This window comes from Micromonospora sp. NPDC047467, from assembly GCF_040643095.1.
Classification (GTDB): domain Bacteria; phylum Actinomycetota; class Actinomycetes; order Mycobacteriales; family Micromonosporaceae; genus Micromonospora.
Genome location: NZ_JBEYTO010000006.1, coordinates 17,058 through 40,279 on the forward strand (window position 1 = coordinate 17,058; position 23,222 = coordinate 40,279).

Annotated in this window: 24 protein-coding genes, 2 tRNA genes and 1 other RNA gene; 14 read left to right on the forward strand and 13 right to left on the reverse strand. The window is 71.1% G+C overall.

Features of this window, described 5'->3' with window-relative positions:
* The first annotated feature begins 146 nt into the window (after window positions 1-146).
* Entirely contained in the window at window positions 147-707 is a 561-nt protein-coding gene (locus tag ABZ780_RS17740; protein ID WP_357010700.1) for a DUF6230 family protein, read from the forward strand.
* A 71-nt stretch (window positions 708-778) separates the two neighbouring features.
* Window positions 779-2,155, forward strand: a complete 1,377-nt coding sequence (locus ABZ780_RS17745) for a DUF6114 domain-containing protein (protein WP_357009623.1) — start codon at window positions 779-781, stop codon at window positions 2,153-2,155.
* Between the two features lie 142 nt (window positions 2,156-2,297).
* On the opposite strand, the gene ABZ780_RS17750 is transcribed toward ABZ780_RS17745, so the two are convergent.
* Window positions 2,298-3,968, reverse strand: coding sequence for a DUF885 domain-containing protein (locus ABZ780_RS17750; protein ID WP_357009625.1), 1,671 nt, complete (start codon window positions 3,966-3,968; stop codon window positions 2,298-2,300).
* 119 nt (window positions 3,969-4,087) lie between these two features.
* On the opposite strand from ABZ780_RS17750, the gene ABZ780_RS17755 reads away from it, so the two are divergent.
* Complete coding sequence (locus ABZ780_RS17755; protein ID WP_357009628.1) at window positions 4,088-5,068, forward strand: DMT family transporter; 981 nt, start codon at window positions 4,088-4,090, stop codon at window positions 5,066-5,068.
* A gap of 142 nt (window positions 5,069-5,210) precedes the next feature.
* On the opposite strand, the gene ABZ780_RS17760 is transcribed toward ABZ780_RS17755, so the two are convergent.
* The gene (locus ABZ780_RS17760) at window positions 5,211-6,281 is read right to left on the reverse strand and encodes a PHP domain-containing protein (RefSeq protein ID WP_357009631.1); all 1,071 of its coding nucleotides are present in this window, start codon (window positions 6,279-6,281) and stop codon (window positions 5,211-5,213) included.
* A gap of 29 nt (window positions 6,282-6,310) precedes the next feature.
* Window positions 6,311-7,060: a M23 family metallopeptidase gene (locus tag ABZ780_RS17765; protein WP_357486667.1), complete on the reverse strand. Its 750-nt coding sequence runs from the start codon at window positions 7,058-7,060 to the stop codon at window positions 6,311-6,313.
* 117 nt (window positions 7,061-7,177) lie between these two features.
* Here ABZ780_RS17765 and ABZ780_RS17770 point away from each other — a divergent pair, with 117 nt between their 5' ends.
* The 3 genes from ABZ780_RS17770 to ABZ780_RS17780 all read left to right on the forward strand — a co-directional run bounded on the left by ABZ780_RS17770 (window position 7,178) and on the right by ABZ780_RS17780 (window position 9,046).
* A complete protein-coding gene (locus ABZ780_RS17770; protein WP_357486924.1) occupies window positions 7,178-7,516 on the forward strand; it encodes a hypothetical protein in 339 nt (112 codons plus the stop codon).
* 398 nt (window positions 7,517-7,914) lie between these two features.
* Entirely contained in the window at window positions 7,915-8,442 is a 528-nt protein-coding gene (locus ABZ780_RS17775; RefSeq protein WP_357009637.1) for a tRNA adenosine deaminase-associated protein, read from the forward strand.
* A gap of 157 nt (window positions 8,443-8,599) precedes the next feature.
* The gene (locus tag ABZ780_RS17780) at window positions 8,600-9,046 is read left to right on the forward strand and encodes a nucleoside deaminase (RefSeq protein WP_357486926.1); all 447 of its coding nucleotides are present in this window, start codon (window positions 8,600-8,602) and stop codon (window positions 9,044-9,046) included.
* A gap of 32 nt (window positions 9,047-9,078) precedes the next feature.
* Here the strand turns inward: ABZ780_RS17780 and ABZ780_RS17785 are convergent, their stop codons facing one another.
* The 3 genes from ABZ780_RS17785 to deoD all read right to left on the reverse strand — a co-directional run bounded on the left by ABZ780_RS17785 (window position 9,079) and on the right by deoD (window position 11,010).
* Window positions 9,079-9,540: a thioesterase family protein gene (locus tag ABZ780_RS17785; RefSeq protein ID WP_357486669.1), complete on the reverse strand. Its 462-nt coding sequence runs from the start codon at window positions 9,538-9,540 to the stop codon at window positions 9,079-9,081.
* The gene (locus tag ABZ780_RS17790) at window positions 9,537-10,175 is read right to left on the reverse strand and encodes a TetR/AcrR family transcriptional regulator (protein ID WP_357486671.1); all 639 of its coding nucleotides are present in this window, start codon (window positions 10,173-10,175) and stop codon (window positions 9,537-9,539) included. The genes ABZ780_RS17785 and ABZ780_RS17790 overlap by 4 nt, the downstream gene beginning before the upstream one ends.
* A 127-nt stretch (window positions 10,176-10,302) precedes the next feature.
* Window positions 10,303-11,010: a purine-nucleoside phosphorylase gene (deoD, locus tag ABZ780_RS17795; RefSeq protein WP_252417441.1), complete on the reverse strand. Its 708-nt coding sequence runs from the start codon at window positions 11,008-11,010 to the stop codon at window positions 10,303-10,305.
* A 75-nt stretch (window positions 11,011-11,085) separates the two neighbouring features.
* Here deoD and ABZ780_RS17800 point away from each other — a divergent pair.
* Window positions 11,086-11,172 (forward strand) — tRNA-Ser (locus ABZ780_RS17800).
* 68 nt (window positions 11,173-11,240) lie between these two features.
* Here the strand turns inward: ABZ780_RS17800 and ABZ780_RS17805 are convergent.
* Window positions 11,241-11,732 (reverse strand): hypothetical protein, encoded by a 492-nt coding sequence (locus tag ABZ780_RS17805; protein ID WP_357486928.1) that lies wholly within the window; start codon window positions 11,730-11,732, stop codon window positions 11,241-11,243.
* A 92-nt stretch (window positions 11,733-11,824) separates the two neighbouring features.
* Window positions 11,825-12,379: a hypothetical protein gene (locus ABZ780_RS17810; protein WP_357486673.1), complete on the reverse strand. Its 555-nt coding sequence runs from the start codon at window positions 12,377-12,379 to the stop codon at window positions 11,825-11,827.
* Window positions 12,380-12,497: 118 nt separating this feature from the next.
* Here ABZ780_RS17810 and ABZ780_RS17815 point away from each other — a divergent pair, with 118 nt between their 5' ends.
* The gene (locus ABZ780_RS17815) at window positions 12,498-13,133 is read left to right on the forward strand and encodes a DUF1349 domain-containing protein (RefSeq protein ID WP_357486675.1); all 636 of its coding nucleotides are present in this window, start codon (window positions 12,498-12,500) and stop codon (window positions 13,131-13,133) included.
* 187 nt (window positions 13,134-13,320) lie between these two features.
* Here the strand turns inward: ABZ780_RS17815 and ABZ780_RS17820 are convergent, their stop codons facing one another.
* On the reverse strand, window positions 13,321-13,512 hold the full coding sequence (locus ABZ780_RS17820; RefSeq protein WP_357486677.1) for a DUF397 domain-containing protein: 192 nt from the start codon (window positions 13,510-13,512) through the stop codon (window positions 13,321-13,323).
* Window positions 13,503-14,270, reverse strand: a complete 768-nt coding sequence (locus ABZ780_RS17825) for a helix-turn-helix transcriptional regulator (RefSeq protein WP_357486679.1) — start codon at window positions 14,268-14,270, stop codon at window positions 13,503-13,505. Before ABZ780_RS17825 ends, ABZ780_RS17820 begins: the two co-directional genes overlap by 10 nt.
* A 203-nt stretch (window positions 14,271-14,473) precedes the next feature.
* Here ABZ780_RS17825 and ABZ780_RS17830 point away from each other — a divergent pair, with 203 nt between their 5' ends.
* On the forward strand, window positions 14,474-14,716 hold the full coding sequence (locus ABZ780_RS17830; RefSeq protein WP_357486681.1) for a flavin reductase: 243 nt from the start codon (window positions 14,474-14,476) through the stop codon (window positions 14,714-14,716).
* A 6-nt stretch (window positions 14,717-14,722) separates the two neighbouring features.
* Here ABZ780_RS17830 and ABZ780_RS17835 read toward each other — a convergent pair whose 3' ends face one another.
* Window positions 14,723-15,559: a class I SAM-dependent methyltransferase gene (locus tag ABZ780_RS17835; RefSeq protein ID WP_357486683.1), complete on the reverse strand. Its 837-nt coding sequence runs from the start codon at window positions 15,557-15,559 to the stop codon at window positions 14,723-14,725.
* Between the two features lie 76 nt (window positions 15,560-15,635).
* Window positions 15,636-15,720, reverse strand: a tRNA-Ser gene (locus ABZ780_RS17840).
* 82 nt (window positions 15,721-15,802) lie between these two features.
* Between ABZ780_RS17840 and ffs the strand changes: the two genes are divergently transcribed.
* Window positions 15,803-15,892, forward strand: an RNA gene (gene ffs / locus ABZ780_RS17845) — signal recognition particle sRNA small type.
* A 193-nt stretch (window positions 15,893-16,085) separates the two neighbouring features.
* Window positions 16,086-19,268 (forward strand): DNA polymerase III subunit gamma and tau, encoded by a 3,183-nt coding sequence (locus ABZ780_RS17850; RefSeq protein WP_357486685.1) that lies wholly within the window; start codon window positions 16,086-16,088, stop codon window positions 19,266-19,268.
* 186 nt (window positions 19,269-19,454) lie between these two features.
* Here the strand turns inward: ABZ780_RS17850 and ABZ780_RS17855 are convergent, their stop codons facing one another.
* On the reverse strand, window positions 19,455-20,120 hold the full coding sequence (locus ABZ780_RS17855) for a DUF998 domain-containing protein (RefSeq protein ID WP_357486687.1): 666 nt from the start codon (window positions 20,118-20,120) through the stop codon (window positions 19,455-19,457).
* Window positions 20,121-20,321: 201 nt separating this feature from the next.
* On the opposite strand from ABZ780_RS17855, the gene ABZ780_RS17860 reads away from it, so the two are divergent.
* The 3 genes from ABZ780_RS17860 (at window position 20,322) to ABZ780_RS17870 (ending at window position 23,217) form a co-directional block, all read left to right on the forward strand.
* Complete coding sequence (locus ABZ780_RS17860; RefSeq protein WP_357010708.1) at window positions 20,322-20,630, forward strand: YbaB/EbfC family nucleoid-associated protein; 309 nt, start codon at window positions 20,322-20,324, stop codon at window positions 20,628-20,630.
* An 8-nt stretch (window positions 20,631-20,638) separates the two neighbouring features.
* Complete coding sequence (gene recR, locus ABZ780_RS17865) at window positions 20,639-21,232, forward strand: recombination mediator RecR (protein ID WP_357009669.1); 594 nt, start codon at window positions 20,639-20,641, stop codon at window positions 21,230-21,232.
* Between the two features lie 323 nt (window positions 21,233-21,555).
* On the forward strand, window positions 21,556-23,217 hold the full coding sequence (locus tag ABZ780_RS17870; protein ID WP_357009672.1) for an ABC transporter substrate-binding protein: 1,662 nt from the start codon (window positions 21,556-21,558) through the stop codon (window positions 23,215-23,217).
* The last annotated feature ends 5 nt before the right edge of the window (window positions 23,218-23,222 follow it).

Here is a 23,222-nt window from a genome sequence, read left to right on the forward strand (position 1 = left end):
GCACCATCAAGCCCGATCGTTACCTGCCGGTAACAGCGACGGGCCCGGCGCGGCCTCCGGTTCGGGACCGGCCCCGCGCACATCCACTCGAGGAGGAACCGGTGCAGGACAATCAGGGTCGTACCCGGTGGCGTCGGTTCGCCGCCATGATGGTGCCCGCCACGGCTGCCGTCGGCGTCATCCTGTTCGGCATGTCGAGCGGCGCGATCGCGTCCGACATCACCGTGTCCGGGCAGACGTTCAAGATCGGCGCGGACCGCCTGGAGGGCGACGGCTTCAAGCAGTACGGCGGGATCGTCCGCGAGAAGGGCAAGGACGGCCAGGTGCACCCGGTCGCGCTCTCCGAGATCAGCAGCGCAGAGCTGTACAACCTCTGCCAGTCCGTCCGCGCCGACCTGCCCGGCCTGCCGGTGGTGCTCACCATCAACGCCGGTGAGGGCAAGGAGCCCGTACGCGCCAAGAACCTGATGATCGCGATGGACTCGCTGAACGGCAACGCGACCTTCTCCAACATCCAGATCGGCCGCGACGCCACCGACCTGAACCCGACGGCGCAGAAGGGTTCGTTCGGCCAGAACTCCGAACACGTCAGCATCCGCAACCTGCAGCAGGTGTCCCGGTACACCACCGCGGCCACCTTCAACCTGGTCGGCCTCCGACTCAAGGTCAACGTGGGCGAGGACGCCAAGGGCAAGGAGTGCTTCTGAGCTGAGCGCCGGCCCGCGATGTCTGCCATCGCGGGCCGCCACCCCCGTCCCCGCTCCGCCAGGAGGAGTACGTGACAACCGCCAACCCGTCCCACGCCCGTCCCAGCAGTGCGGCCCAGGCGTGGCGAAGCTTCCGCCGTTGGCAGCGGAGCCGACCGTTCTGGGGCGGCCTCTTCACCATCCTGGCCGGTGTGGAGATGTTCGCCTCCACGCGCATGACCATCAACGGCCTGAGCTTCCACAGCGGAGCCAGCGGTCTGCTCTCGCTGCTGATCCCGGTCATCCTGGTGACCTGCGGCCTGCTGATCTGGCTCAGCCCCGCGCAGCGGCTGTTCTACTCGATCGTCGCGGCGGTCACGGCGGTCTACTCACTGATCGGGCTCAACCTCGGCGGCTTCTTCGTCGGCCTGTTGCTCGGCATCGTCGGCAGCGCGCTCGCCTTCGCGTGGACGCCCTCCCGCACGGCGGCACCCCCAGCCGACCAGGCCGACGCGGAGGAGCCGACCGCTGAGCAGCCGACCGCTGAGCAGCCGGTCATGGATCCGGCCGACGCGAGCCCTCAGCCCGCGTGGCCCAAGCGATCCGCCGATCCGCGTGCCTTTGGCATCGTGCTGGTGGTGCTCGGTCTCGCCACCGCCGGCCTGGCAACCCAGCCCCGAGCGGTGCAGGCCGCACCGACCCGGCCTGCCGCGAGCGCCTGCCCCACCCCGTCCCAGTCGGTCAGGCCGTCGCCCAGTTCCAGCGCCGCGACGCCGACCCCGAGCGCGAGCCCCGAGCGGAACGGCAACATCATCACGGACATCCTGGACGGGATCGGCGACCTGTTCACCGGTGGACGCCGTAAGGCCACCCCGACGCCGTCGGCGAGCCCGACCGTCACGCCGACCAGCACACCGACGGCCCGGCCCAAGCCCACGGCCTGCCCGTCGCCGGCCCAGCCCGGTAAGCCGGGCACGACGACTCCCGAGAAGCCGGACAAGGTGGAGCCGGGCAAGCCGCTGCCGCGCATCGCCGCCGACCCGGGTCTGCCCAGGGTGGCCCAGAGGCCGTCGAAGCTCACCGGATCCAAGGTCACCATGACCGGGCTCCGGTTCGAGGGGATCACCGACCTGCAGACCGAGAAGGGCGCCCTGAAGGTGCTGAAGTTCAGCATGAAGGAGGCCGTGACCGACGACTTCCTGCTGACCGCGGACGGTCCCCGGGGGCGCACCCAGCGGTACGCGACCGATCGCCTGACGGTCCGCGGCGACGTGGCCTTCTACTCCACCCGATTCGTCGGCAAGCTGGCCGGCATCAAGATCACTCTGACTCCGGACCTGCCGTTCCCCGACGGTCTCCCGGTCACGTTGCCCATCCCGGTCTCGTTCACCGACCCGGTCATCGACCTGGCGTTCGTCACGAGCAACACGCTCACCGCCCGGCCGGCGTTGGCGCTGACCCTCGGCTGAGCGGCACGTCCGCCGACCCGGCCCGGCCGCCGCGCCCCGCTGCGTCGACAACGGACCGCCGTCTCCCGCCGCACCGAAGCGTGACCGCGCTGGTTCCGGGGCGCCGACGGACGTACCGCCGGTGCCCGGGACCGTCGCCGGCTCAGAGCCGGGCCAGCGCCTTGCGTAGCGGGTCGAGGCCCAGCGCGCCCAGGTCCAACGCCTGGCGGTGGAACTCCCGCAGGTCGAACTCAGCGCCCTTGCGGGCCTTCGCGTCCTCGCGCGCCTGCAGCCAGATCCGCTCACCGACCTTGTACGACGGCGCCTGCCCCGGCCAGCCCAGGTAGCGGTTCAGCTCGAAGCGCAGGTTCTCGTCCGGAACCCGGCAGTGCGCCCGCATGAACTCCCAGCCCAGCTCGGGCGTCCACCGCTCACCCGGGTGGAAGTCGAACGGATTGTCCTTCGGGATCTCCAACTCCAGGTGCATGCCGATGTCGACGATGACCCGGGCGGCGCGCATCGCCTGGCCGTCGAGCATTCCCAGCTTGTCGCCCGGGTCCTCCAGGTAGCCGAGCTCGTCCATCAGCCGCTCCGAGTAGAGCGCCCAACCCTCGCCGTGACCGGAGACCCAGCAGAGCAGCCGCTGCCAACGGTTGAGCAGGTCGGCGCGGACGGCGGTCTGCGCCACCTGGAGGTGGTGACCCGGCACGCCCTCGTGGTAGACCGTCGTCACCTCCCGCCAGGTGGAGAAGTCGGTGATCCCCTGCGGCACCGCCCACCACATGCGGCCAGGACGGGAGAAGTCCTCGCTCGGCCCGGTGTAGTAGATGGCGCCGTCGCTGGTCGGGGCGAGGCAGCACTCGATCCGGTGGACCTGCTCGGGGATGTCGAAGTGCGTCCCGTTCAGCTCGGTGATCGCCTTGTCGGCGAGCGCCTGCATCCAGTCGCGGAACGCCTCCTTGCCCCGGATGGTCCGCGCCGGGTCGGCGTCCAGCTTGGCCACGGCCTCGGCGACGGTGGCGCCCGAGCCGGCGATACGTCCGGCGACGACCCGCATCTCCGCCTCCAGGCGGGCCAACTCCGCGAACCCCCAGGCGTACGTCTCGTCCAGGTCGACCTTCGCGCCGAGGAAGTACTGCGAGGCCAGCTCGTAGCGTTCACGGCCGGCGGCCTGCTTGTCCCGCCCGTGCGGCGCCAACTCGGCGCGCAGGAACTGGCCGAACTCGGCGGTCGCCGCAGTGGCCGCCGCCGCGCCCCGACGCAGTTCCGCGCCGAGCGTGCCGTCCGCTCCCAGTCGCTCGACGAGCCCGTGGAAGAAGTTGTCCCCGTTCGGGTCGGTCCAGATGTCGCACTGCTTGGCCACCTCGACCAGCTGCACCTTCGAGCTGACGTGGCCGGCGGAGAGCGCCTCGCGCAGGGTGGTCTTGTAGCCCTCCAGCGCACCGGCGAGGCCGTTGAGCCGGGCGGCGATGTTGGCCTGCGCGTCGGCCGTCGCGGTCGGCATCAGGTCGAACACCATGCGGATCTCGTGCAGCCCACTCGTGATGACGCTGATCTCGCTGGTCGCCTCACCAGCGTCGTACCGGGCCAGGTCGAGGCCGAGTCGTTCCTGCATGGCCTCCTTGGCGGTGCGCTCCGCCTCGGTGTCCGGCTCGGTGACCTCAAGCTCGGTGAGCGTCCGGCGGGTCAGGTCGGCGCGTGCCCGGTAACCCTCGGGGGAGAGGTCGTCGAGCTGGTCGTCATGGCCGGCGATGCCGACATGGGTCGCGCCGGTGGGGCTCAACGGCGCCCACTCGGCTACGTAGCGGTTGGCGAGTTCATCAATTTGTCCCACGCTGCGACACTACGTGACCACCCCTCCCCGCTGTCGATGGCGTTTGGCGTGTTCAAGCGGCAGATCCGGGGTTCGAAAGTCCCGCGACTTTGTCACACCCTTCCGGCAGAGTGTCAGGGGTGACCACCGATATCGCCCCTGACAAGGCGCCACTGCGGACGTGGCTGCCGGGCTTCCTCGCACTCGCCGCCATCTGGGGTTCCAGCTTTCTTTTCATCAAGATCGGGGTGGCCGAGCTGCACCCGGTCCAGCTCACCCTCTATCGGGTCGTCGCGGGCGCGCTGACCCTGTTGGTCGTCCTCGCGGTGCTGCGCGACCGGCTCCCGCACGAGCCTCGGGTGTGGGCACACCTGTTCGTCGTCGCCGCGTTCGGCGTGGCCGTGCCGTTCACCCTCTTCGGCTACGGCGAGCAACGGGTCGAGTCGATGCTGGCCGGCATCTGGAACGCCACCACTCCGCTGATCGTGCTGCCGCTGGCGGTGCTGGTCTTTCGCACCGAGCGGCTGACCGTGCGCCGTGCGGTCGGGCTCGGGTTGGGCTTCCTCGGCGTACTCGTGGTGCTCGGGGTCTGGGAAGGCATCGGCGGCGCGCACTTCGTCGGGCAGTTGATGTGCTTCGGCGCGGCGGCCTGCTACGGCGTCGCCATCCCGTACCAGAAGCGGTTCGTCGCCGGCAGCGCACACTCCGGCCTGTCGCTCTCCACGGCGCAGTTGCTGCTCGCCGCCGGGCAACTGGCCGTCGTCACCCCGTTCGTGGCGGGTGCCCCGCCGCTGCCCACCGACCTGTCGGCGAAGGTGGTGGCCAGCGTGTTGGCTCTCGGTGCCCTCGGCACCGGGCTCGCCTTCGTGATCAACATCCGCAACATCCGGGTGGCGGGCGCGAGCACCGCGTCCACGGTCACCTACCTGATCCCGATCTTCGCGGTGCTGATCGGCGCCGTCGTGCTCGACGAGCGGCTCAACTGGCACCAACCGGTCGGCGCGCTCATCGTGCTGCTGGGTGTCGCGGTCGCGCAGGGTGTCCTCGGCCGCCGGAAGCCCCGCCCGGTGGTCGGTCTCGGTGCGCCCGCCGCGCCCGCCGTTGAGCCCGCCCGCAACTGAGCCCGCCTGCGTCCGGCGGCGCGTCGCCCGGCCGTCCCGAGCGTGATCGACTCGGCTTCATGGAAATCGGGGTGTCCGGCGTACTTGGACACCCCGATTTCAAGGAAAGCGAGTCGATCACGGCCCGAGACCGCGCTGTTGGTCAGGCCCGGTTGTGCGTCCACTCCACGAGTTGCTCGGCCGACCAGGTGTTGACCACCCGGTCGGCCGGGACGCCGCAGCGGGCGGCCCGCTCGCAGCCGAACCGCTGCCAGTCGAGCTGACCGGGCGCGTGCGCGTCCGTGTCGATCGCGAATCGGCAGCCGGCCTCCAGGGCGCGGCGGATCAGCCGCTTCGGCGGGTCCTGCCGCTCCGGCCGGGAGTTGATCTCGACGGCGGTGTCATGCTCCGCGCAGGCGGCGAAGACCGCGTCCGCGTCGAAGTCGCTCTCGCCGCGGGTCCGGGCCCGATGCCCCCGATCACCCGGCCCGGTCACCCCGGCCGGTCGGGACGACACCATCCGCCCGGTGCAGTGACCGAGAATGTCCAGGTGCGGGTTGGCGACCGCGGTCAGCATCCGCCGGGTCATCTTCGCCCGCTCGTCGTTCAGGCCGCTGTGCACCGACCCCACCACCACGTCCAACCGGGCGAGCAACTCGTCATCCTGATCCAACGAGCCGTCGGCGAGGATGTCCACCTCGATCCCGGTCAGGATCCGGAAACCCTCCGGCAGGGCCGCGTTGACCTGCGCCACGTGGTCCAACTGACGACGCAGCCGGTCGGCGGTCAACCCGCGCGCCACCTTCAGCCGGGGCGAATGGTCGGTCAACACCAGGTATTCGTGGCCCAACTCCACCGCGGCCAGCGCCATCTCCTCGATGGGTGAGCCGCCGTCGGACCAGTCGGAGTGCGTGTGGCAGTCGCCGCGCAGGGCGGCGCGCAGCGCCGTGGCCTCGGCATCCAGGTCGCTGCCCTCGGTCGCCACCAGCCGGCGCAGATAGACCGGCTCCTCACCGGCCAGGGACTCCGCCACGCACCGGGCCGTCACGTCGCCCACCCCGGCCAACTCGGTGAGCGTGCCGTTGCCGGCCCGCTCGGCAACCTCGGCCGACGGCAGGCCGGCGAGCGCCTTCGCCGCCGACCGAAACGCCCGCACCCGGTACGTGGCCTCGTTCGCCCGCTCCAACAGGAACGCGATCCGGCGTAGGTCGGCGATGGGGTCCCGGGCGTTCATCCCACCGAACCTAGCGGGTGCGGGGCTCGTCAGGGAGCCTTCGGACAGCCGTGTTCGCGCTGCCACGCGGTCACCTCGGCGGCCGGTTCCCGATTGCCGCCGCGTCGCCACGAGTCCAGGTAGCGCGCCGGCCACAGCACGCCGCGCCGGATCCACCAGCCGTCCTTGCCGGGACACGGCGGTGAGATGCCGAAGTGCACGTGACAGACGTTGTTCGCGTTGCCGGTGCGGCCCACCTTGCCGAGCTGCTGCCCGGCGCGGACCCGCACCCCGGCGTCGATGCCCGTGGCCACGACGCTCAGGTGCGAGCCGTAGTAGCGCACCCCGTCGTCACCGAGCAGGGCCACCGAAAGGCCGCCGTTGTCCGGACCCTGCGGCCCACGCTTGCGGTACTTGTCGACGCGACTCACCTCCAGCACCGTCCCGTCGGTCACCGCGACGAACGGCTCACCGCAGTCGGCGAAGATGTCCGTCGCCGGGTACGCCCCGTGCGTCGGGTGATAGGCGACGTCGTCGGCGCGTACCGGAAAGACGTGCCGCAGCCCCGCGCGGGGCGCGGTCGACGACGGCCCGGCCGACGACGGCGCCGGGCTGGTCGGCCCGCTCGACGACGGCGCCGCCGGCTGCTCGCCGGTCTCCCAGACCGACGGTGCCGTCGGCCCGGCGCCCTCCGGAGGCACTCCCGGCCGGGTGGTCGCGCAGCCGGCGGCCAGCACCGGGGCGAGCAGCAGCAGAATCGGGTACGCCCAACGCACGCGGCGGATCGTCGGCGAGGACATCCGGTCATCCTGGCAGACCGGTACGGTGGGCACGAATGACGCGCGGAGGGGAGGGCAGCGACGGTGACCATCGCCCAGCCCGGCCCCGACCCGGATCCCGGCTTCGCCGCACCCCCGATGACGCGTACCCCCTCGGGGCTCTTTCCGGCCGGGCCACCGACCAGGCCCACCTACCGGGAACCGCACCCGGTGACCGGCGGCGGTGTCGCGATCGGCGGCGGCGCGGCGACCAGTTGGCTGGTGCTGTTCGGCCTGCTCGGCACCGACGTGGCCAGCTACGCGTGGTGGACGCTGATCGCCGGTCTGCTGGCCTGGCTGACCGCCCTGGTGTTGGTCCGCCACGGCGATCGGGGGGTGGGCACCGGCGTGGCCATCGTCACCGCCGGTGGCTGGAGCATCGCCGCCGCGGTGGTGGCGGTCCGCTGGGCGGGCACCGGCGACTGGCCGCTGTGGTGAGTGGGCCGCACAGACACCCGTAACGGGCGTGGATGACTGCGTCGCGTGCCCGGTTGGCTGCGTAGCGAACGCCGTCTTGACGTGGCCGCCGAGACTCGGCACGCTCGGCGGTATGGCCTGGACCAATCCGCGGCAGGACCCGGATCGAAACCGCCGTCGCCTCCAGTTGCTCGCCGAGTTGGCGGGCGCCCGGTCGGTACGACAGCGCACCCGGCCGCAGCGTTTGCGCACGGAGCGTCTACGCCAGCTCATCGCCACCCGCCGTCGGGTTGCCGGCTGATCCCGATTTTGTCAGGTTTGGCCGGCCTGTCGGGGCGTTGACCGGTCGCCTGCCGACCCGACCGGCTAACGTGCACGCGTAACGAGTCGGCGCTGTGCCGAGGGCTATTGGGGGGACCGTGTCGTACTTCGCTGCGGCCGTGGTGCGCGACGACAGTGGCTGGACCGCCGCTGAGGTCAACCTGCGGGGCGCCACTGACATCGACGAGGTCGCCGACCGGCTGCGCGATGTCGACCAGGAAGCCGACGTGTCGCTGCTCTTCGTCGAGGCCGATGACGCCTATCTGGTGATCCTGCGTCTCGACGAGGGCGAGGACCTGCGGGTCTTCGGGTCGGATTCCGCGTTCGCCGAGGAGTCCCGGCTGGGTCAGTTGCTGGTCGGTGACCTGAAGACCTCGGTCACCGGGCTCGACGGCGACGACGAGCCGCGACCGGCGACCAGCGGCGACGAGGAGAGCGAACAACCCGCCGTCGACCCGGAGGCCGACCCGGTGGGTGAGGCCGACCTGCTGGCCAACCTGGGCATCTCGGCGCAGAAGCTGCTGAACCTCTGCACCCACGAGGGGATGCTGCCGGCGGACGTCACCGCCGAGATCTGCGAGGTGCTCGGCTGCTCCGACGAGGTCGAGGAGCTGCGTGAGGTCTGATCCACTCGGGTCGGTGCCGACCGGCGGCGCGGAGCCGGCCGACGCCACGGATCCTTTGCTGGAGACGACTGGCGTGCTTGGCCGTGCCGGGCCGGGTGCTCACGAAGGGCTGGCCGAGCCGGGGCAGATTGGCCGGCGGCAGCGACACGAACTGTGGATGCGCCGGGCCCTGGAGGTCGCCGTCACCGGCCCCGCCGTCGACGACGTGGGCGCAGTCGACGTCGACGACGTGCCGGTGGGTGCGGTGCTCTACGGGCCGGATGGCACCGAACTCGCGATCGGACGCAACGAGCGGGAGTTGACCGGCGACCCGACCGCCCACGCCGAGGTGCTGGCCCTGCGCCGGGGTGCCGAGCTTGCCGGCCGGTGGCGGCTCGACGGCTGCACCCTGGTGGTCACCCTGGAGCCGTGCACCATGTGCGCGGGGGCGCTGGTGCTGGCCCGGATCTCCACCGTCGTCTTCGGTGCCTGGGAACCCAAGACCGGCGCGGCCGGCTCCCTCTGGGACGTGCTGCGCGACCGCCGGCTCAACCACCGACCCGAGGTGTACGGCGGCGTGCTGGAGGCCGAAACCGCCGCCGTCCTGCGGGCGTTCTTCCGCTGATCCCTCCCCCTTGGGACGGGACGCTGCTCAGGTCAGGCCACGGCGGCGGGGCGGAGCAGGGTGGCGGCCACGGCCCGCGCGGCCTCGGTCCACGGTGCCGGCCGAAGCGTCGCCGGGTCGAGGCGGACGATCGCCCGTCGTCCCTCGGCGTGCACCGTGCCGCCGTCGACCGAGCGGAACTGGAAGCCGTACTCGGCGCTGCTGGTGCCGAAGTTCTCAAGCCAGAAGTGCACCGCCACCGGGCCGGTGGTGACGATCGGCGCCCGGTAGCTGATGGTGAACTCGCGGACCGCGTGGAACAGGTCCGGCGGGGTGGCGCTGCCCCGGTAGGCCAGCCCTCGCTCGGTCCAGTACGGCGTCAGGGCCCGTTCCAGCAGCACCGCGTACCGGGCGTTGTGCAGGATGCCCATCGCGTCGAGGTCGTCGAAGTGCACCGTGACGTGCTCGACGTGCCCGAAGTCGACGGCGGGTTGGTCGGCGACGGCGTTGCTCATGAGGGGCCTTCCGTTAGCAGGTTCGGGTCGGGGCAGAGCGCCCGCAGGCGGTTCAGCAGGCCGGCGCGGGCGTGCCGGTAGGCGGCGTCCGGGTCGAGCATCCGGGAGTTCATCGCGGCTGCCATCCCGAGCGCGTCGATTTCGTACGCCAACTGCGGGACGTCCAGGTCGGCGGGGAGTTCGCCGGCGTCGACCGCCTGCTGGACGAGGCGTTCGAGGTACGCCGTCCACTGGCGGTACGTCTCGGCGAGCCGGTCGCGGACCGGGCCGGGGCGGGCGTTGAATTCGAACTGGGTGTTGGCGAAGAAGCAGCCACCGGGGAGCACGCCGGTGGCGTAGAAGTCCAGGCGGGCGTCGTGCAGAGCGCGGAGCCGCCGTACGCCGGGTGGGGCGAGCAGCGCCGGTGCGATGACCCGCTCCTGCCAGAGCGCCACCGCGCGGTCGATCGCGGCGAGTTGGAGCGCCTCCTTCGACCGCCAGTGCGCGAAGAGGCCCGACTTGCTCACCCCGAGCGTGTCGGCGAGCTGGGCGAGGCTGAGCCCGTCCAGGCCGGACTCGGTGGCGAGCACCACGGCCGCGTCCAGCGCGGCGTTGCGGCTGCGCTCTCCCCGGGCGAGACGTCCGTCAGCGGTCATGTCGACACCGTACTCAATAAGCACGACCGGTCGTGTTGTTTTCTTCAGTGACTGTCGTCACCCGTCGGTACGCAGCACGCCGCCCCGCCGTCCGGACGGGACGACGGGGCGGCGGTAGGACGAAGGGTCAGGCGATGATCGTGTCGAGGGCGATCTCGACCATCTGGCTGAAGGTCTGCTCCCGCTCCTCCGACGTGGTCTTCTCACCCGTCTTGATGTGGTCGCTGACGGTCAGCACGGTCAGCGCGCGAGCCTTGAACCGGGCGGCGATCGTGTAGAGCGCCGCCGACTCCATCTCCACCGCCAGCACGCCGTAGTCGGCGAGCGTGTCGTAGAGGTCAGGCCGGTCGGTGTAGAAGGCGTCCGCCGCGAGGATCGGCCCGACGCGCATAGCGATGCCGCGCCGCTCGGCAACCTCGACCGAGGTACGCAGCAGCCCGAAATCGGCCACCGGCGCGTAGTCGATCAACCCGTCGAAACGCATCCGGTTCATGTTCGAGTCGGTCGACGACCCGATCGCCGCGACCACGTCCCGCAGTTGCAGGTCGGTGCTGAGAGCACCGCAGGAGCCGACCCGGATCAGCGTCTTCACGCCGTACTCGTTGATCAGTTCGTGGGCGTAGATGGAGGCCGACGGCATGCCCATGCCGGAGCCCTGGACGGACACCTCGACGCCGTTCCAGCGGCCGGTGAAGCCCAACATGCCCCGGACCGTCGAGTAGCAGGTGGCACCCTCGAGGTAGGTCTCCGCGATCCACTTGGCCCGCAGCGGGTCGCCCGGCATCAGGACCCGCTCGGCGATCTCGCCCGGCTTCGCGCCGATGTGCGTACTCATGGCAAAGATCCTGCCAGGCCGACTCCGGTGATACCGGTTCGGCGTCGGAACCGGCGGTCCTGTACCCTCGTCGGCGGTGGCGTGTCCGAGCGGCCTAAGGAGCACGCCTCGAAAGCGTGTGAGGGTTTACGCCCTCCGAGGGTTCAAATCCCTCCGCCACCGCTCTGAAGTGCGAGAACGCCCGGCAGGTCCGCGAGGATCGGCCGGGCGTTCGAGCTTGTCTGGTCGGGTCAGCAGGGGCCCGCGCCCTCGTCGAAGAGGCGGCGGGCCCAGTCGGCGTACCCGGCGATGGTTTTTCGGACGGTGCGCCCGTCGTGCAGGAAGAGGTACGCGCGGTCGCCGGTGCGGGCGAGCAACCCGTCGAGCCGGTGCGTCCCCTGTGGAGCGGGCAGTCGGGTGACCCACGGATAGCGGGCCCAGACCTGGTCGACGGGTGAGCCGGCCGTGATGCCCTCGGGTGTCCGCATCGGGTCGCCGGCCCACAGCAGCACCAGTTTGGCCTCGACGAAGACGGGACTCACCGTGTCGTGGCCGGTGAGCGTCGGGCCGCAGCCGTCCAGGTCGGTACGCAGGATGCCCCGGCGGGTCAGTTCGTCCTCGGTGTCGCCGAACTCGATGTTGCGCAGGCCGTTCAGGTCGACGATCTCGTTGCCGGCGGGCTGGTTCGCCGGGATCGGCCCGGTTGGTGGCGCGCCGCTGCCGGCGATCGAGGCAGCCATCATCAGCATGGCAATAAACGCAAATTGTCGCAATTTCATGGAATCCCCCAGTCCCCAACGGGACCGGGCCGCTCAGGTTGCTGCCCGTCGCCGGATTACTGGTTTTCCCACTGCTCGACCAGCTCGTCCCAGTAGTCGGCGCTGAGCCGCCGCCGCCCGTGCGCCAGCCAGCCGTCGGTGTTCCGCTCCAGGTGCAGGCCCACCTCGGCGAACGGGTCGATCCACGTGCCCCGCTCGACGCCGAGCCGAATCAGCGCCGCGTTGATCGGCCACTGCTCGCGCGGCGCGTCCAACACGTCGTCGAACTGCGGACCCCACGACACCGCGCCGCCGAGCCACACCGCCGCCGACTGGTAGCCGGCGCCACCGCCGAACTCCGCTTCGACGTACGCCACCGGCCCCGACTGCGACCAGCCGGTCAGCAGCTCGGTCAGCGCTGGCGACAGCACCAGGCCGAACGGGTGCTCGGCGCTGCGATCGTCGACCGCGAAGTCCGGCAGTGACCCGGTCAGCTCCACCACCAACTGCGGGGTCACCGGCAGCAGCGCGAAGTCCTGCCGCAGCTCGCCGAGGACGGCGTGATCCAGCTCGGCGGTCTGCTCGCGGAGCAGCTCCACATCCGCGACGACCGCGCTGAGCTGGTAACCCATCGAACCCTCCGCCGTCCACAGCCTGTGGATAGAACATGTGTACGACGGGTTTCGAGGATGCCCCGGCGTCGCCCCCGGACCGTACCCGTCGATCAGGTCCCGCTGTACCGTCGTATCCGTGCCTGATCAACTGACCGTCCCCGGTATGCCGTCCCCGCTCACGCCCTCGTCCGCGGGGCTCTGGCGGGTCGACGAGGCGAACGGTGCCGTGACGGTGTCGGCGCAGCCGCGTACGGACCTCTTCATCGACCCGAGTGGCAGCGTCGACGGGGGCGAGGGCCCGGCGCCCGTCCTCAACGCGGCGACGCTGCTCGGCGACCTGCCGCCGGAGGGTGACTTCCAGTTCAGTGCCCGGGTCACCGTGGCCTTCGGCGCGACCTTCGACGCCGGGGTGCTCCTGCTCTGGCGCGACGAGCGGTGCTGGGGCAAGTTGTGCTTCGAGTTCTCGCCCGAGGCAGAGCCCATGATCGTGTCCGTCATCTGCCGGGGCGTTGCCGACGACGCGAACGCCTTCGTCGTGGCCGACCGGTCGGTGTGGCTGCGGGTCTCGCGAATCGGGCGGGTCTACGCGTACCACGCCTCACTCGACGGCCGGACCTGGCAGTTGATCCGCGTGTTCGGCTTCGACGGCGAGACGTCCCGCGACCGGATCGGGTTCGCGGGCCAGTCGCCGACGGGCGAGGGGTGCGGCGTGACCTTCGACGAGATCCGCTTCCGGGCCGAACGCCTCGCCGATCTGCGCGACGGCTCCTGACCCAGGCCGCCGCTGTCCACAGCCTGTGGATAGAACATGTGTACGACGGATTCCGGGCGGGCTGGCATCGATCCCCGGATCGCTCGACCTGCTGGCCGGCGGGGACGGTGAACTGACTCGAATCTTGGACAGTTTCCGTTCGCCGCTGACGGAAACTGTCCAAGATCTCGTGTTGGGCTGCCCGCAGTCAGGCGTGGTGGGCGATGTGCGCGACGAACGCGCGCCAAGCCGTCGGCGCGAAGGCGAGCACCGGCCCGCTCGGGTCCTTCGAATCCCGTACGCCGACCACGCCGGGCAGATTGTCGGCGACCTCGACACACGCGCCGCCGTTGCCGCTGCTGCGGCTGCTCTTGCGCCACCGGGCGCCATTCAACTCCATGACTCCGCCACTTCCGTCATCAGATCGACCGACTGCCAGTGGGACAGCGCCTCGCCGCGCACGTTCTCCCATGCCGCCATCATGGCCGCGATGTCCTCGGGGTCGCTAGCCACTTGTCCCTGGAGTTGGTTGTCCAGGTAGCCGGCGACCCGGTGGTCGTGGCTGTGGGCGATCACGAACGGTCCGTTGAGCCCCGCGTACGCGCCGGCCGTGCGGGGCACCACGTGCACCCGGATGTGCGGCTCCGCGCACGCCGCGACCACGGCCAGCAGTTGTTCGCGCATGGTCGACCGGCCGCCCACCGGCCGGCGGAGGATCGCCTCGTCGATGACGGCCGTGAACTGCGGCGGGTCGTCCCGCCGGAGAACGCCCTGCCGGCCGAGGCGCACCGCGAGGTGCCGCTCGATTTCGGTCCGGGGGATGAGGCCCGCGCCACCGAGCACGGCGCGGGCGTATGCCTCGGTCTGGAGCAGCCCTGGCAGGACGGTCGATTCGAACCAACGCAGCGATACCGCCTCGCGCTCGATTTCCTGCCAAGGACGGAACCAGATGGGGTCACGGCGTCTCGAAGTGTCCGACCAGATGTCCGACACGTCCTTATGGAGCGCCTCCGCCGCCGCGAGCCGGTGCCGAGGGTGTGGGATGCGGCCCTCGGTCAACCAGCGCGCGACCGTCTTCGGGTCGACGCCGACGGTCTCGGCGAGGGATTCGGTGGTGTGCCCGGTGTCGCTGAGTGCCACCCGCAGCGCGTCGTTCACGGCCCCTCCATTGGATGTCTCGAATATCTGCCGACCATATCGCTACGCGGTGTACCTGTCTGGTGACGCGCGCGACGGTGGTCCACAGAAGACGACGCGACCGGTGGAGGCGACGAAGCCCGGCGGTCGGCGTCAGTCGGAGGGCCGCCCGCCTCCGGTCGGGGGCGCGGCGGCCCTCTTCCACTGCGAAGGAGGAGCCGCCCATGCCCCGACGCCGACACCGGGATCACCTGCCGACCCGTCCCACCTGGCGCTGCGCGGCGTGCGGCATCGCGTGGCCCTGTTCGGCGGCGAAGCTGCGGCTGCTCGGCGAGTACCGCAACGACCGAATCGCGTTGACGGTCTACCTGGCGACGGTCCAGGCGGAGGCCGGCGAACAACTCACCGACCTGGATCCGGCCCGGCTGACCGAACGCTTCCTCTCCTGGGCTCGCGCCCGTGGTTAGCCGGTGTCAGAGACGCCAGATCGACACGGCGACCTCGCGCCGCCGCTCGGCGAACAGGCCATCGCGTACCGTCGCCATCAGGAGGTGACGTAGGTCCGCCTCGAACGCGGGGAGCTGTTCGCCGAACAGGTGCGGCGCCGAGCTGGACAGCGAGAACACCGCCGACATGACCTCGACGACGGAGCGTTCCACGACCATCGCGGGGTCGACCTCGATGCGGGTCGGGTCGGTGAAGCCCGCCTGCCGCATGATCTCGTCCTCGCCGCCGGGGGTGCCGGCGGGCAGCCAACCCTGGCCGGCTCGGCGTACCGGCCCCAGGTAGCTGGCAACCAGCTCATCGATCTGCTGCCACGGCGGCCGGGGGTGGGGCAGCAGGTCGTCCCCGGTCACGCCCTGGTGGGTGTTGGCGTGGATGTGGACCCAGGCCCCGTCGGGCGCGAGCATGTCGCGGACCCGCCGGGCCACGAGCGGCCGGTCCATCCAGTGGAACGACTGGGCGAATGTGACCACCCGGAACGTACCCAAATCGGCCGGCAGGGCCTCGGCGCGCAGGTGCCGCCACTCGACGTTGGTGGCTCCGACCTCGGCTGCCCTGTGCCGCGCCTCGTCGATCATGCCCCGGTCGGCGTCGACACCCACCGCCGCCTCGAACCGGGGCGCGAACAGGAGCGTCAACGACCCCGGCCCGCAGCCGACGTCCAGGAGCCGGCCGGTGCCGTCGAGGTCGAGTTCCTTACCGACCGCCTCCACGAGGCTGGGCGGGTAGGGCATGCGCCCGACGCTGTAGTGGCTCGCGCTGCCCGCGTACAACGTCTCGTCCCACTGCCACGCCGCGTCCGTCACGGCATCGATGAGACCACAAGACCAACGCCCGGCCGACCGATAATGGTCTGCCGGGCGTTGGTGCTGCTCAGATGAGCGGAGGATACGAGATTCGAACTCGTGAGGGTGTAAACCCAACACGCTTTCCAAGCGTGCGCCCTAGGCCTCTAGGCGAATCCTCCGCGAGCCAGGATACAGGCCTTCGCCGGCCGGGCCACCCCACCACCCCCTGAAGATCGACGGGTCGTCGGGTAGGCTGGGCGTCACCTCCCGTGCGGCGGTATCTCGTGAACCTCCCCAGGGCCGGAAGGCAGCAAGGATAAGCGAGCTCTGCCGGGTGCACGGGAGGCCTTTTTGTCTCCGGGGCCCTCGATCCACTCCAGGTCGCCGATGTGGGGCTGTCCCGGGCCGTGGACACCGCCATATCGCCGATATGGAGTCGATCAACCCGCCACAACCCGCCACAACCAGTGCCGGGGCCGGCGGGGTGGGTGGTCACCCGCGCCCGAGCGGCGCAGAATGGCTCGGTCGAGAGGAGGCGGGACGAGTGACGCTGGCGCTCTACCGCAAGTACCGGCCGCGTACCTTCGCCGAGGTCATCGGGCAGGAGCACGTCACCGAGCCGTTGTCGCAGGCGCTGCGCAGCGGTCGGCTCAACCACGCCTACCTCTTCTCCGGCCCACGTGGCTGCGGCAAGACCTCCAGCGCCCGGATCCTGGCCCGCTCGCTCAACTGTGAGCAGGGCCCCACCCCCGAGCCGTGCGGCAAGTGCGAGTCCTGCCGCTCGCTGGCTACCGACGGCGCCGGCTCCATCGACGTGATCGAGATCGACGCGGCGAGCCACGGCGGTGTCGACGACGCCCGTGAGCTGCGCGAACGCGCCTTCTTCGCGCCGGCCAGCAGCCGCTTCAAGATCTACGTGATCGACGAGGCGCACATGGTCTCGACCCAGGGCTTCAACGCCCTGCTCAAGCTGGTCGAGGAGCCTCCGGAGTACGTCAAGTTCATCTTCGCCACCACCGAGCCGGAGAAGGTCCTCGGCACGATCAGGTCGCGAACCCACCACTACCCGTTCCGGCTGATCCCGCCGAAGGTCCTCCGCCCGTACCTGGAGCAACTCACCCAGGCCGAGGGCGTCTCCGTCGAGCCGGCGGTGTTCCCGCTGGTGGTCCGCGCCGGTGGCGGCAGCGCCCGGGACAGCCTCTCGGTGCTCGACCAGCTCATGGCCGGCGCTGGCCCCGAGGGCGTCACCTACGCGCGGGCCGCCGCGCTGCTCGGCGTCACCGACGCCGCGTTGATCGACGAGATGTGCGACGCGCTGGCCGCCGGGGACGGCGCCGCCGCGTACGCCACCGTCGACCGGGTGGCCGAGGCCGGGCACGATCCGCGCCGGTTCGCGTCGGATCTGCTGGAGCGGCTGCGCGACCTGATCGTGCTCCAGCAGGTGCCGGACGCCGCCGCGAAGGGCCTCATCGACGGCCCCGCCGACCAGATCGAGCGGATGGCCGCCCAGGCCGCGCAGCTCGGCCCGGGCACGCTGTCCCGCTGCGCCGACATCGTCCACGACGGCCTGGTGGAGATGCGCGGCACCACCGCGCCCCGCCTGCTGCTGGAGCTGATCTGCGCCCGGATGCTGCTGCCCGGCGCGGACGACTCCACCCGCGGCCTGCTCCAGCGCCTGGAACGCATGGAACGCCGGCTCACCCTGAGCGGCACCGACGCCGCCACCAACCCAGGGGTACGCCCACAGCACGCCCCACCGGTTCCGGCTGCCGCCACCCCGGCACCCGCGAACGCCCCGACCTCCGCACCGCCGTGGGCGGTCGATCCGGCGGAGCCCGCACCGCACAACACTCCCGCCTCGGGCGCTGCCGGCTCGGGCGCTGCCGCCGCGCGCGCGGCTGCCGCTGCCGCCGCCGGGGTGTCGCAGGCGCCGGCCGTGCACACCTCGGGCTCTGCCGGTGCTGGGGTGCCGCACGCGGCTGCCGCCGTCGGTGCTGACTCGTCGCATGCGGCGGCCTCGGGCGCATCGGCCTCGCGTCCCTCGGCCGTCGACGCGTCGATCCCGGTGCCGCCCGCCGCCGGCCAGGCATCCGCCGACCGGGACGCACCCGTCTCGCCCGCCGGACCAGGCGCCGGCTCCCCGGCCCCGCGTCGCGTGGTGCCGCCGTCGGCGGTGCTTCCCGACCCGGCCACGCCAGCGCCGCCCCGACCGGGTGCCCCCGCCGCAGCGCTGGACGCGGTCGCGGTCCGCCGGGTCTGGCCCGACGTGGTCGGCAAGGTCAACCGCACCAACAAGCGGATCGCCGCACTGATGCGCGACGCGGTGGTACGCGAACTCGACGGCGACATGCTGGTGCTGACGGTGAAGTCCACCGTGCTGGCCAAGATGATGGCCGACCATGCGGCGGTGCTCACCGACGCGCTCTACGAGGAGTTGGGCGGCCGCTGGCAGATTCGCTGCGAGGTGGCTGGCGAGCGCGGTGGCGTGTCGCTGTCCGGCCCGCCCCGCTCGCAGTCCGCCGCGCCGGCCCGCGCTGCCGCGCCGCCCGAGCCGCCCCGCGTTGCCGCACCGCCCTCCGAGCCGGCCCGCGCTGCCGCACAGCCCTCCACGCCGCCCCGCGCCGCCGCATCGCCCTCCGCGCCGGCCGAGTCGTCCCCCGCGAATCCGAGCGCCGCATCCGGCCCGTCGAATGTGCAGGCCGCTACTGCCGCGTCGGGCTCGCCGTCGGCCGCGTCGAACGCGCAGGCCGCTGCTGCTCCGACGAGCGTGCAGCCCGCCCCGACGAGCATGAACACCGCTGCTGCTCCGACGGGCGTGCCGTCTGCTGCGCGGACCTCAGCCGCCACTTCCGGCCCGACCAACGCGCCGGCTGCCCCAGCGAATCCGACCGGTGCTGCCGGCTCGGGCGCCCGTGGTGGTCTGCCCGACGGAACGGGCGGGGATGGCTCCGGTGGCCACGGTGCGGGCCGGCAGGGTGGAGCACCGCCCACCGCGCCGGCAGATGACGACGACGACTGGCCGGAAGCGGCCCGCCCCGGCGGTGGTGCTCCCGCTGCCGAGGCGACGGATGACGAGGACTGGCCGGAGGCCGCTCGTCCGGGTGGCGCGTCGGCCGCAAACGGCGCGGGCTCCGGCGTCGCACTGGACGGCTCCGGCTCGGCACCTGCACCGACCGGCGGGCACGCCACAGGCACCAACGGCACCGCCGGGCACGGCACGGGCGCGCACGGCACGGGCACCAACGGCACCGGCGCGCATGGCACGGGCACCAACGGCGCGGGCGGGCATGGCACCGGAGCAGGCGGTTCAGGTGGTTCCGGCCCTGCTGCCGGCGGCGGTAAGCCGGGTGTGCGGGGTAACCCGACACCGGCGGCCCGGCAGCCGGCGACAGCCGGTGGTGCCCCGGTGAGCAGCGCCATCGCCGCAGCTCGCGCGGCGGCGGCGGGACGCGGTGCGCGTACCGGAGCGGCAGCCCGGCCCGTCGCGGACGCCGAATGGGCCGGCGAGCCGCCCTACGATCCGGACTTCGACGGCCCGTCGCGCGGCGGCAGGCCGGGTGGCGCGGCGCCGGCTGCGCCTGTCTACGAGGGGTTCGACCCGGGCGACGAGCCGTTGGACGAGGTCATCGACGAGAAGACCGCCCGGGAGTCCAGCGAGGAGCAGGCGGTACGGCTGCTGCGGGAGACGTTCGGCGCCGAAAAGATCGACGAGGTAGACGCCCGCTGATCCACCACCCCCCGACCCCTCGGTCGATCATGGAGTTGTGGTGGGTGACAAACCACCCGTTGCAGGCCCAACCGGGCACCACAACTCCATGATCGACGGGGGCGGGGCGGGGCGGGGCGGGGCGGGCGGGGCGAGGAGCGCGGTTGGGGCGACGGGGCGGTTGGGGCTGGGGGGCGGCTTGGCTGGTTAGGGGGCTGGGGGTTGCGTTGCTGGGGTTGGGCTTTCGGCTAGCAGGACGCCTAGGCAGCACGCCCAGAGTGGGAAGGGCAGCACGGCTACGCGTTCCATGCCGCCCACCCCGATCCCGACGCCGTGCTGGACGATGAACAGCACCGTGCCGACCAGCGCGGTGAGCCCGGCGGCGAGGGTGAGCCGTCGCCACCGGCCGAGCAGCGTGCTGTTCGGTGCGAGCACGGCGACGAGCAGGCCGACGTTGCCCGCTCCCATGATCAGGAATGCGCCGAGGACGTGCAGGTTCTCGTCGACGTCCGCCGGATAGAGGGCGGCGAGGACGTACCCGGTGGTGGCCAGCAGCAGGAGCGTCTGGGCGGAGCGCACCACGCCGCCGCGACCGACGATCCGCCAGGTCAGCAGGAGGCCGGAGGCGAGCAGTACGGCGGTGGCCAGCATCCCGGCGTTCATCAGCGGATACCAGGGTGAGCACACGTAGCGGGGCCGGGTGGTGTCCCAGACCCCGCAGCCGACGTTGCCGAGGTCGCTGATGTTGTTGGTGGCCCAACTGTAGGGCGGATGCTGCCAGCGCACGCCGGTGATCAGGTTGGCGACCAGGAAGACCGGTGCTGCCGCCACCCAGCACAGCGCTCCGACGCGGCCGGTGCGGCTGAGGTTCATGCCGTCGAGCAGACCAGCGCGGGGGTGCCCGGCGCACTACCGGTAGATGGCCGGTTGCGGGTAGTGGTAGCCGTACCCGGCGGCTCGGCGTGGGCGTACGCACCGGACGGGGCGGGGGCGGTCACAGCGGTTAGGCTGGGCGGCGGCCGAGCAGACGAGTGCGAGAAGGAGCCATCCGTGCGCCCAGGTGGACAGCCGAACATGCAGCAGATGCTGAAGCAGGCGCAGAAGATGCAGCAGCAGATCGCCGCCGCCCAGGCCGAGCTGGCCGAGGCCGAGCTGACCGGCACTGCCGGTGGTGGGCTGGTCACCGCGACCGTCTCCGGTTCCGGCGAGCTCAAGGCGATCAAGATCGACCCAAAGGCCGTCGACCCGGACGACGTGGAGACGCTGGAGGACCTGGTGGTTGCGGCGATGCACAACGCCGCCGAGGCCGCGCGGGAGCTGACCGAGCGCAAGATGGGCCCGGTCGCCGGTGGCATGGGCGGCCTCGGCCTGCCCGGTTTCTGAGCCGGCAGATGTACGAAGGTGCCATCCAGGATCTGATCGACGAACTCGGTCGGCTGCCGGGCGTCGGTCCGAAGAGTGCCCAGCGGATCGCGTTCCACGTCCTGTCGGCGGATCCGGCCGACGTCAACCGTCTGGCCGGCGCGCTGCGCAAGGTCAAGGAGCTGGTGCGGTTCTGCACGACCTGCTACAACGTGGCCGAGTCGGAGCAGTGCCGGATCTGCCGCGACCCACGCCGCACCAACGAGGTGCTGTGCGTGGTCGAGGAGCCCAAGGACGTGGTGGCCATCGAGCGGACCGGTGAGTTCCGCGGCCGGTACCACGTGCTCGGCGGCGCGATCAATCCGCTGGAGGGGATCGGTCCGGACAATCTGCGTATCCGGGAGCTGCTGATCCGGCTTGGTGAGGGCACGGTGCGGGAGCTGATCCTTGCCACCGACCCGAACACCGAGGGCGAGGCGACCGCCACCTACCTGGCGTTGATGGTGAAGCCGATGGGCATCGCGGTGACCCGGCTGGCCAGCGGGCTGCCGGTCGGCGGCGACCTGGAGTACGCCGACGAGATCACCCTCGGGAGGGCCTTCGAGGGGCGCCGAGCCGTCTGAATCCCTGTCGTACGCGCCGATGGTCGGCACCCGGTCCGGGTGCCGACCATCGACGTCTCGGCCCGGCCACTGCCCGGAAACGATCTGACACCTGCTTGCCCCTGCGGCCGCATCGACGTAACAGTTTGGCATCGCGGGTACCGATTATTCGGTTCTGGACGCCGATTACCTTCGATTCGAATGTCAAGCGACGATTGAGGCACGATCCGATACCAACCGTCCACCCGGCAGTTTCCGGCTGGACGCCACGGGAGCTATGGTCACCGCCATCGGTGACCCCTGTCACCACGTTGTCCGTACCCCCAAGGACGAGGTGAAGCACGATGCGTGCACCCAGGCCGAAGGTCGCGATAGCGGCCGTCGCGGTCGCGGCCCTCGCGGTAGCAGGCTGCGCCGAGAGCAACCGCGATGACAATTCCGGCGGTAGCAAGAAGGACACCCTCGTCTTCGGCGTTGCCGGAGACCCGAAGGTGCTCGACCCGAGCTTCGCCAGCGACGGTGAGTCGCTGCGTGTGGCCCGTCAGGTCTTCGAGACCCTGGTCCGACCGGAGGAGGGCGGCACCAAGGTCACCCCCGGCCTGGCCGAGTCCTGGACTCCGGACGCCGCCGGCACCACCTGGACCTTCAAGCTCCGGTCCGGCGTGAAGTTCCACGATGGCACCGACTTCAACGCCGAGGCCGTCTGCGTCAACTTCAACCGGTGGTACAACGCCAAGGGCCTCATGCAGAGCCCCGACGTGACCGCCTACTGGCAGGACGTCATGGGTGGCTTCGCCGCGAACGAGAACGCGGACCTGCCGCCGAGCCTCTTCAAGTCGTGCGCCGCCAAGGACGCGACCACTGTGGACCTGTCGTTCACCCGGGTCTCCAGCAAGATCCCGGCCGCGCTGATGCTCCCCTCGTTCTCCATCCACAGCCCGAAGGCGCTGCAGGAGTTCGACGCCAGCAACGTGGGCGGCACCTCCGAGGACATCAAGTACCCGTCGTACGCGACGGAGCACCCGACCGGCACCGGCCCGTTCAAGTTCAAGGCCTGGGACGTCGCGAACAAGACGCTGACCCTTGAGCGCAACGAGGACTACGCCGGCCCCAAGGCCAAGCTGAAGACCCTGATCTTCAAGACGATCTCGGACGAGAACGCCCGCAAGCAGGCGCTGCGCTCCGGTGACATCCAGGGCTACGACCTGGTCGGCCCGGCCGACGTCGAGCCGCTGAAGGGCGAGGGCTTCAACGTCCTCACCCGTCCGGCGTTCAACGTGCTCTACCTGGCGATCAACCAGAAGGGCAACCCGAAGCTCGCCGACCTGAAGGTCCGGCAGGCCATCGCGTACGCGCTGAACCGTCAGCAGCTCGTCGACTCGAAGCTGCCCCCGGGCGCCAAGGTCGCCGACAACTTCATGCCGGACACCGTCGAGGGTTGGAACGGCGACGTCACCAAGTACACGTACGACCCGGCCAAGGCGAAGGCGCTGCTGGCCGAGGCGGGCGCGTCCAACCTGACGCTGCGGTTCCACTACCCGACCGAGGTCACCCGGCCGTACATGCCGAACCCGAAGGACATCTTCGAGCTGCTCTCGGCGGACCTGAAGGCTGTTGGCATCACCGTCGAGGCGATCCCGCTCAAGTGGAGCCCGGACTACCTCAACGCCACCACCTCCGGGAACAAGCACGACATCCACTTCCTCGGCTGGACCGGCGACTACGGCGACGCCTACAACTTCATCGGCACCTTCTTCGACCGGCCGAAGGACGAGTGGGGCTTCACCAACCAGGCCCTGTTCGACCAGTTCAAGGACGCGGACAGCACCGCCGACATCGCGGCCCGGACCGAGAAGTACAAGGCCCTGAACAAGTCCGTGATGGACTTCCTGCCCGGTGTGCCGATCTCGCACTCGCCGCCGGCGATCGTGTTCGGCAAGGACGTGACCGGCGTCAAGGCGAGCCCGCTCACCGACGAGCGGTACGCCAGCGCCGAGTTCAAGTAAGTCTG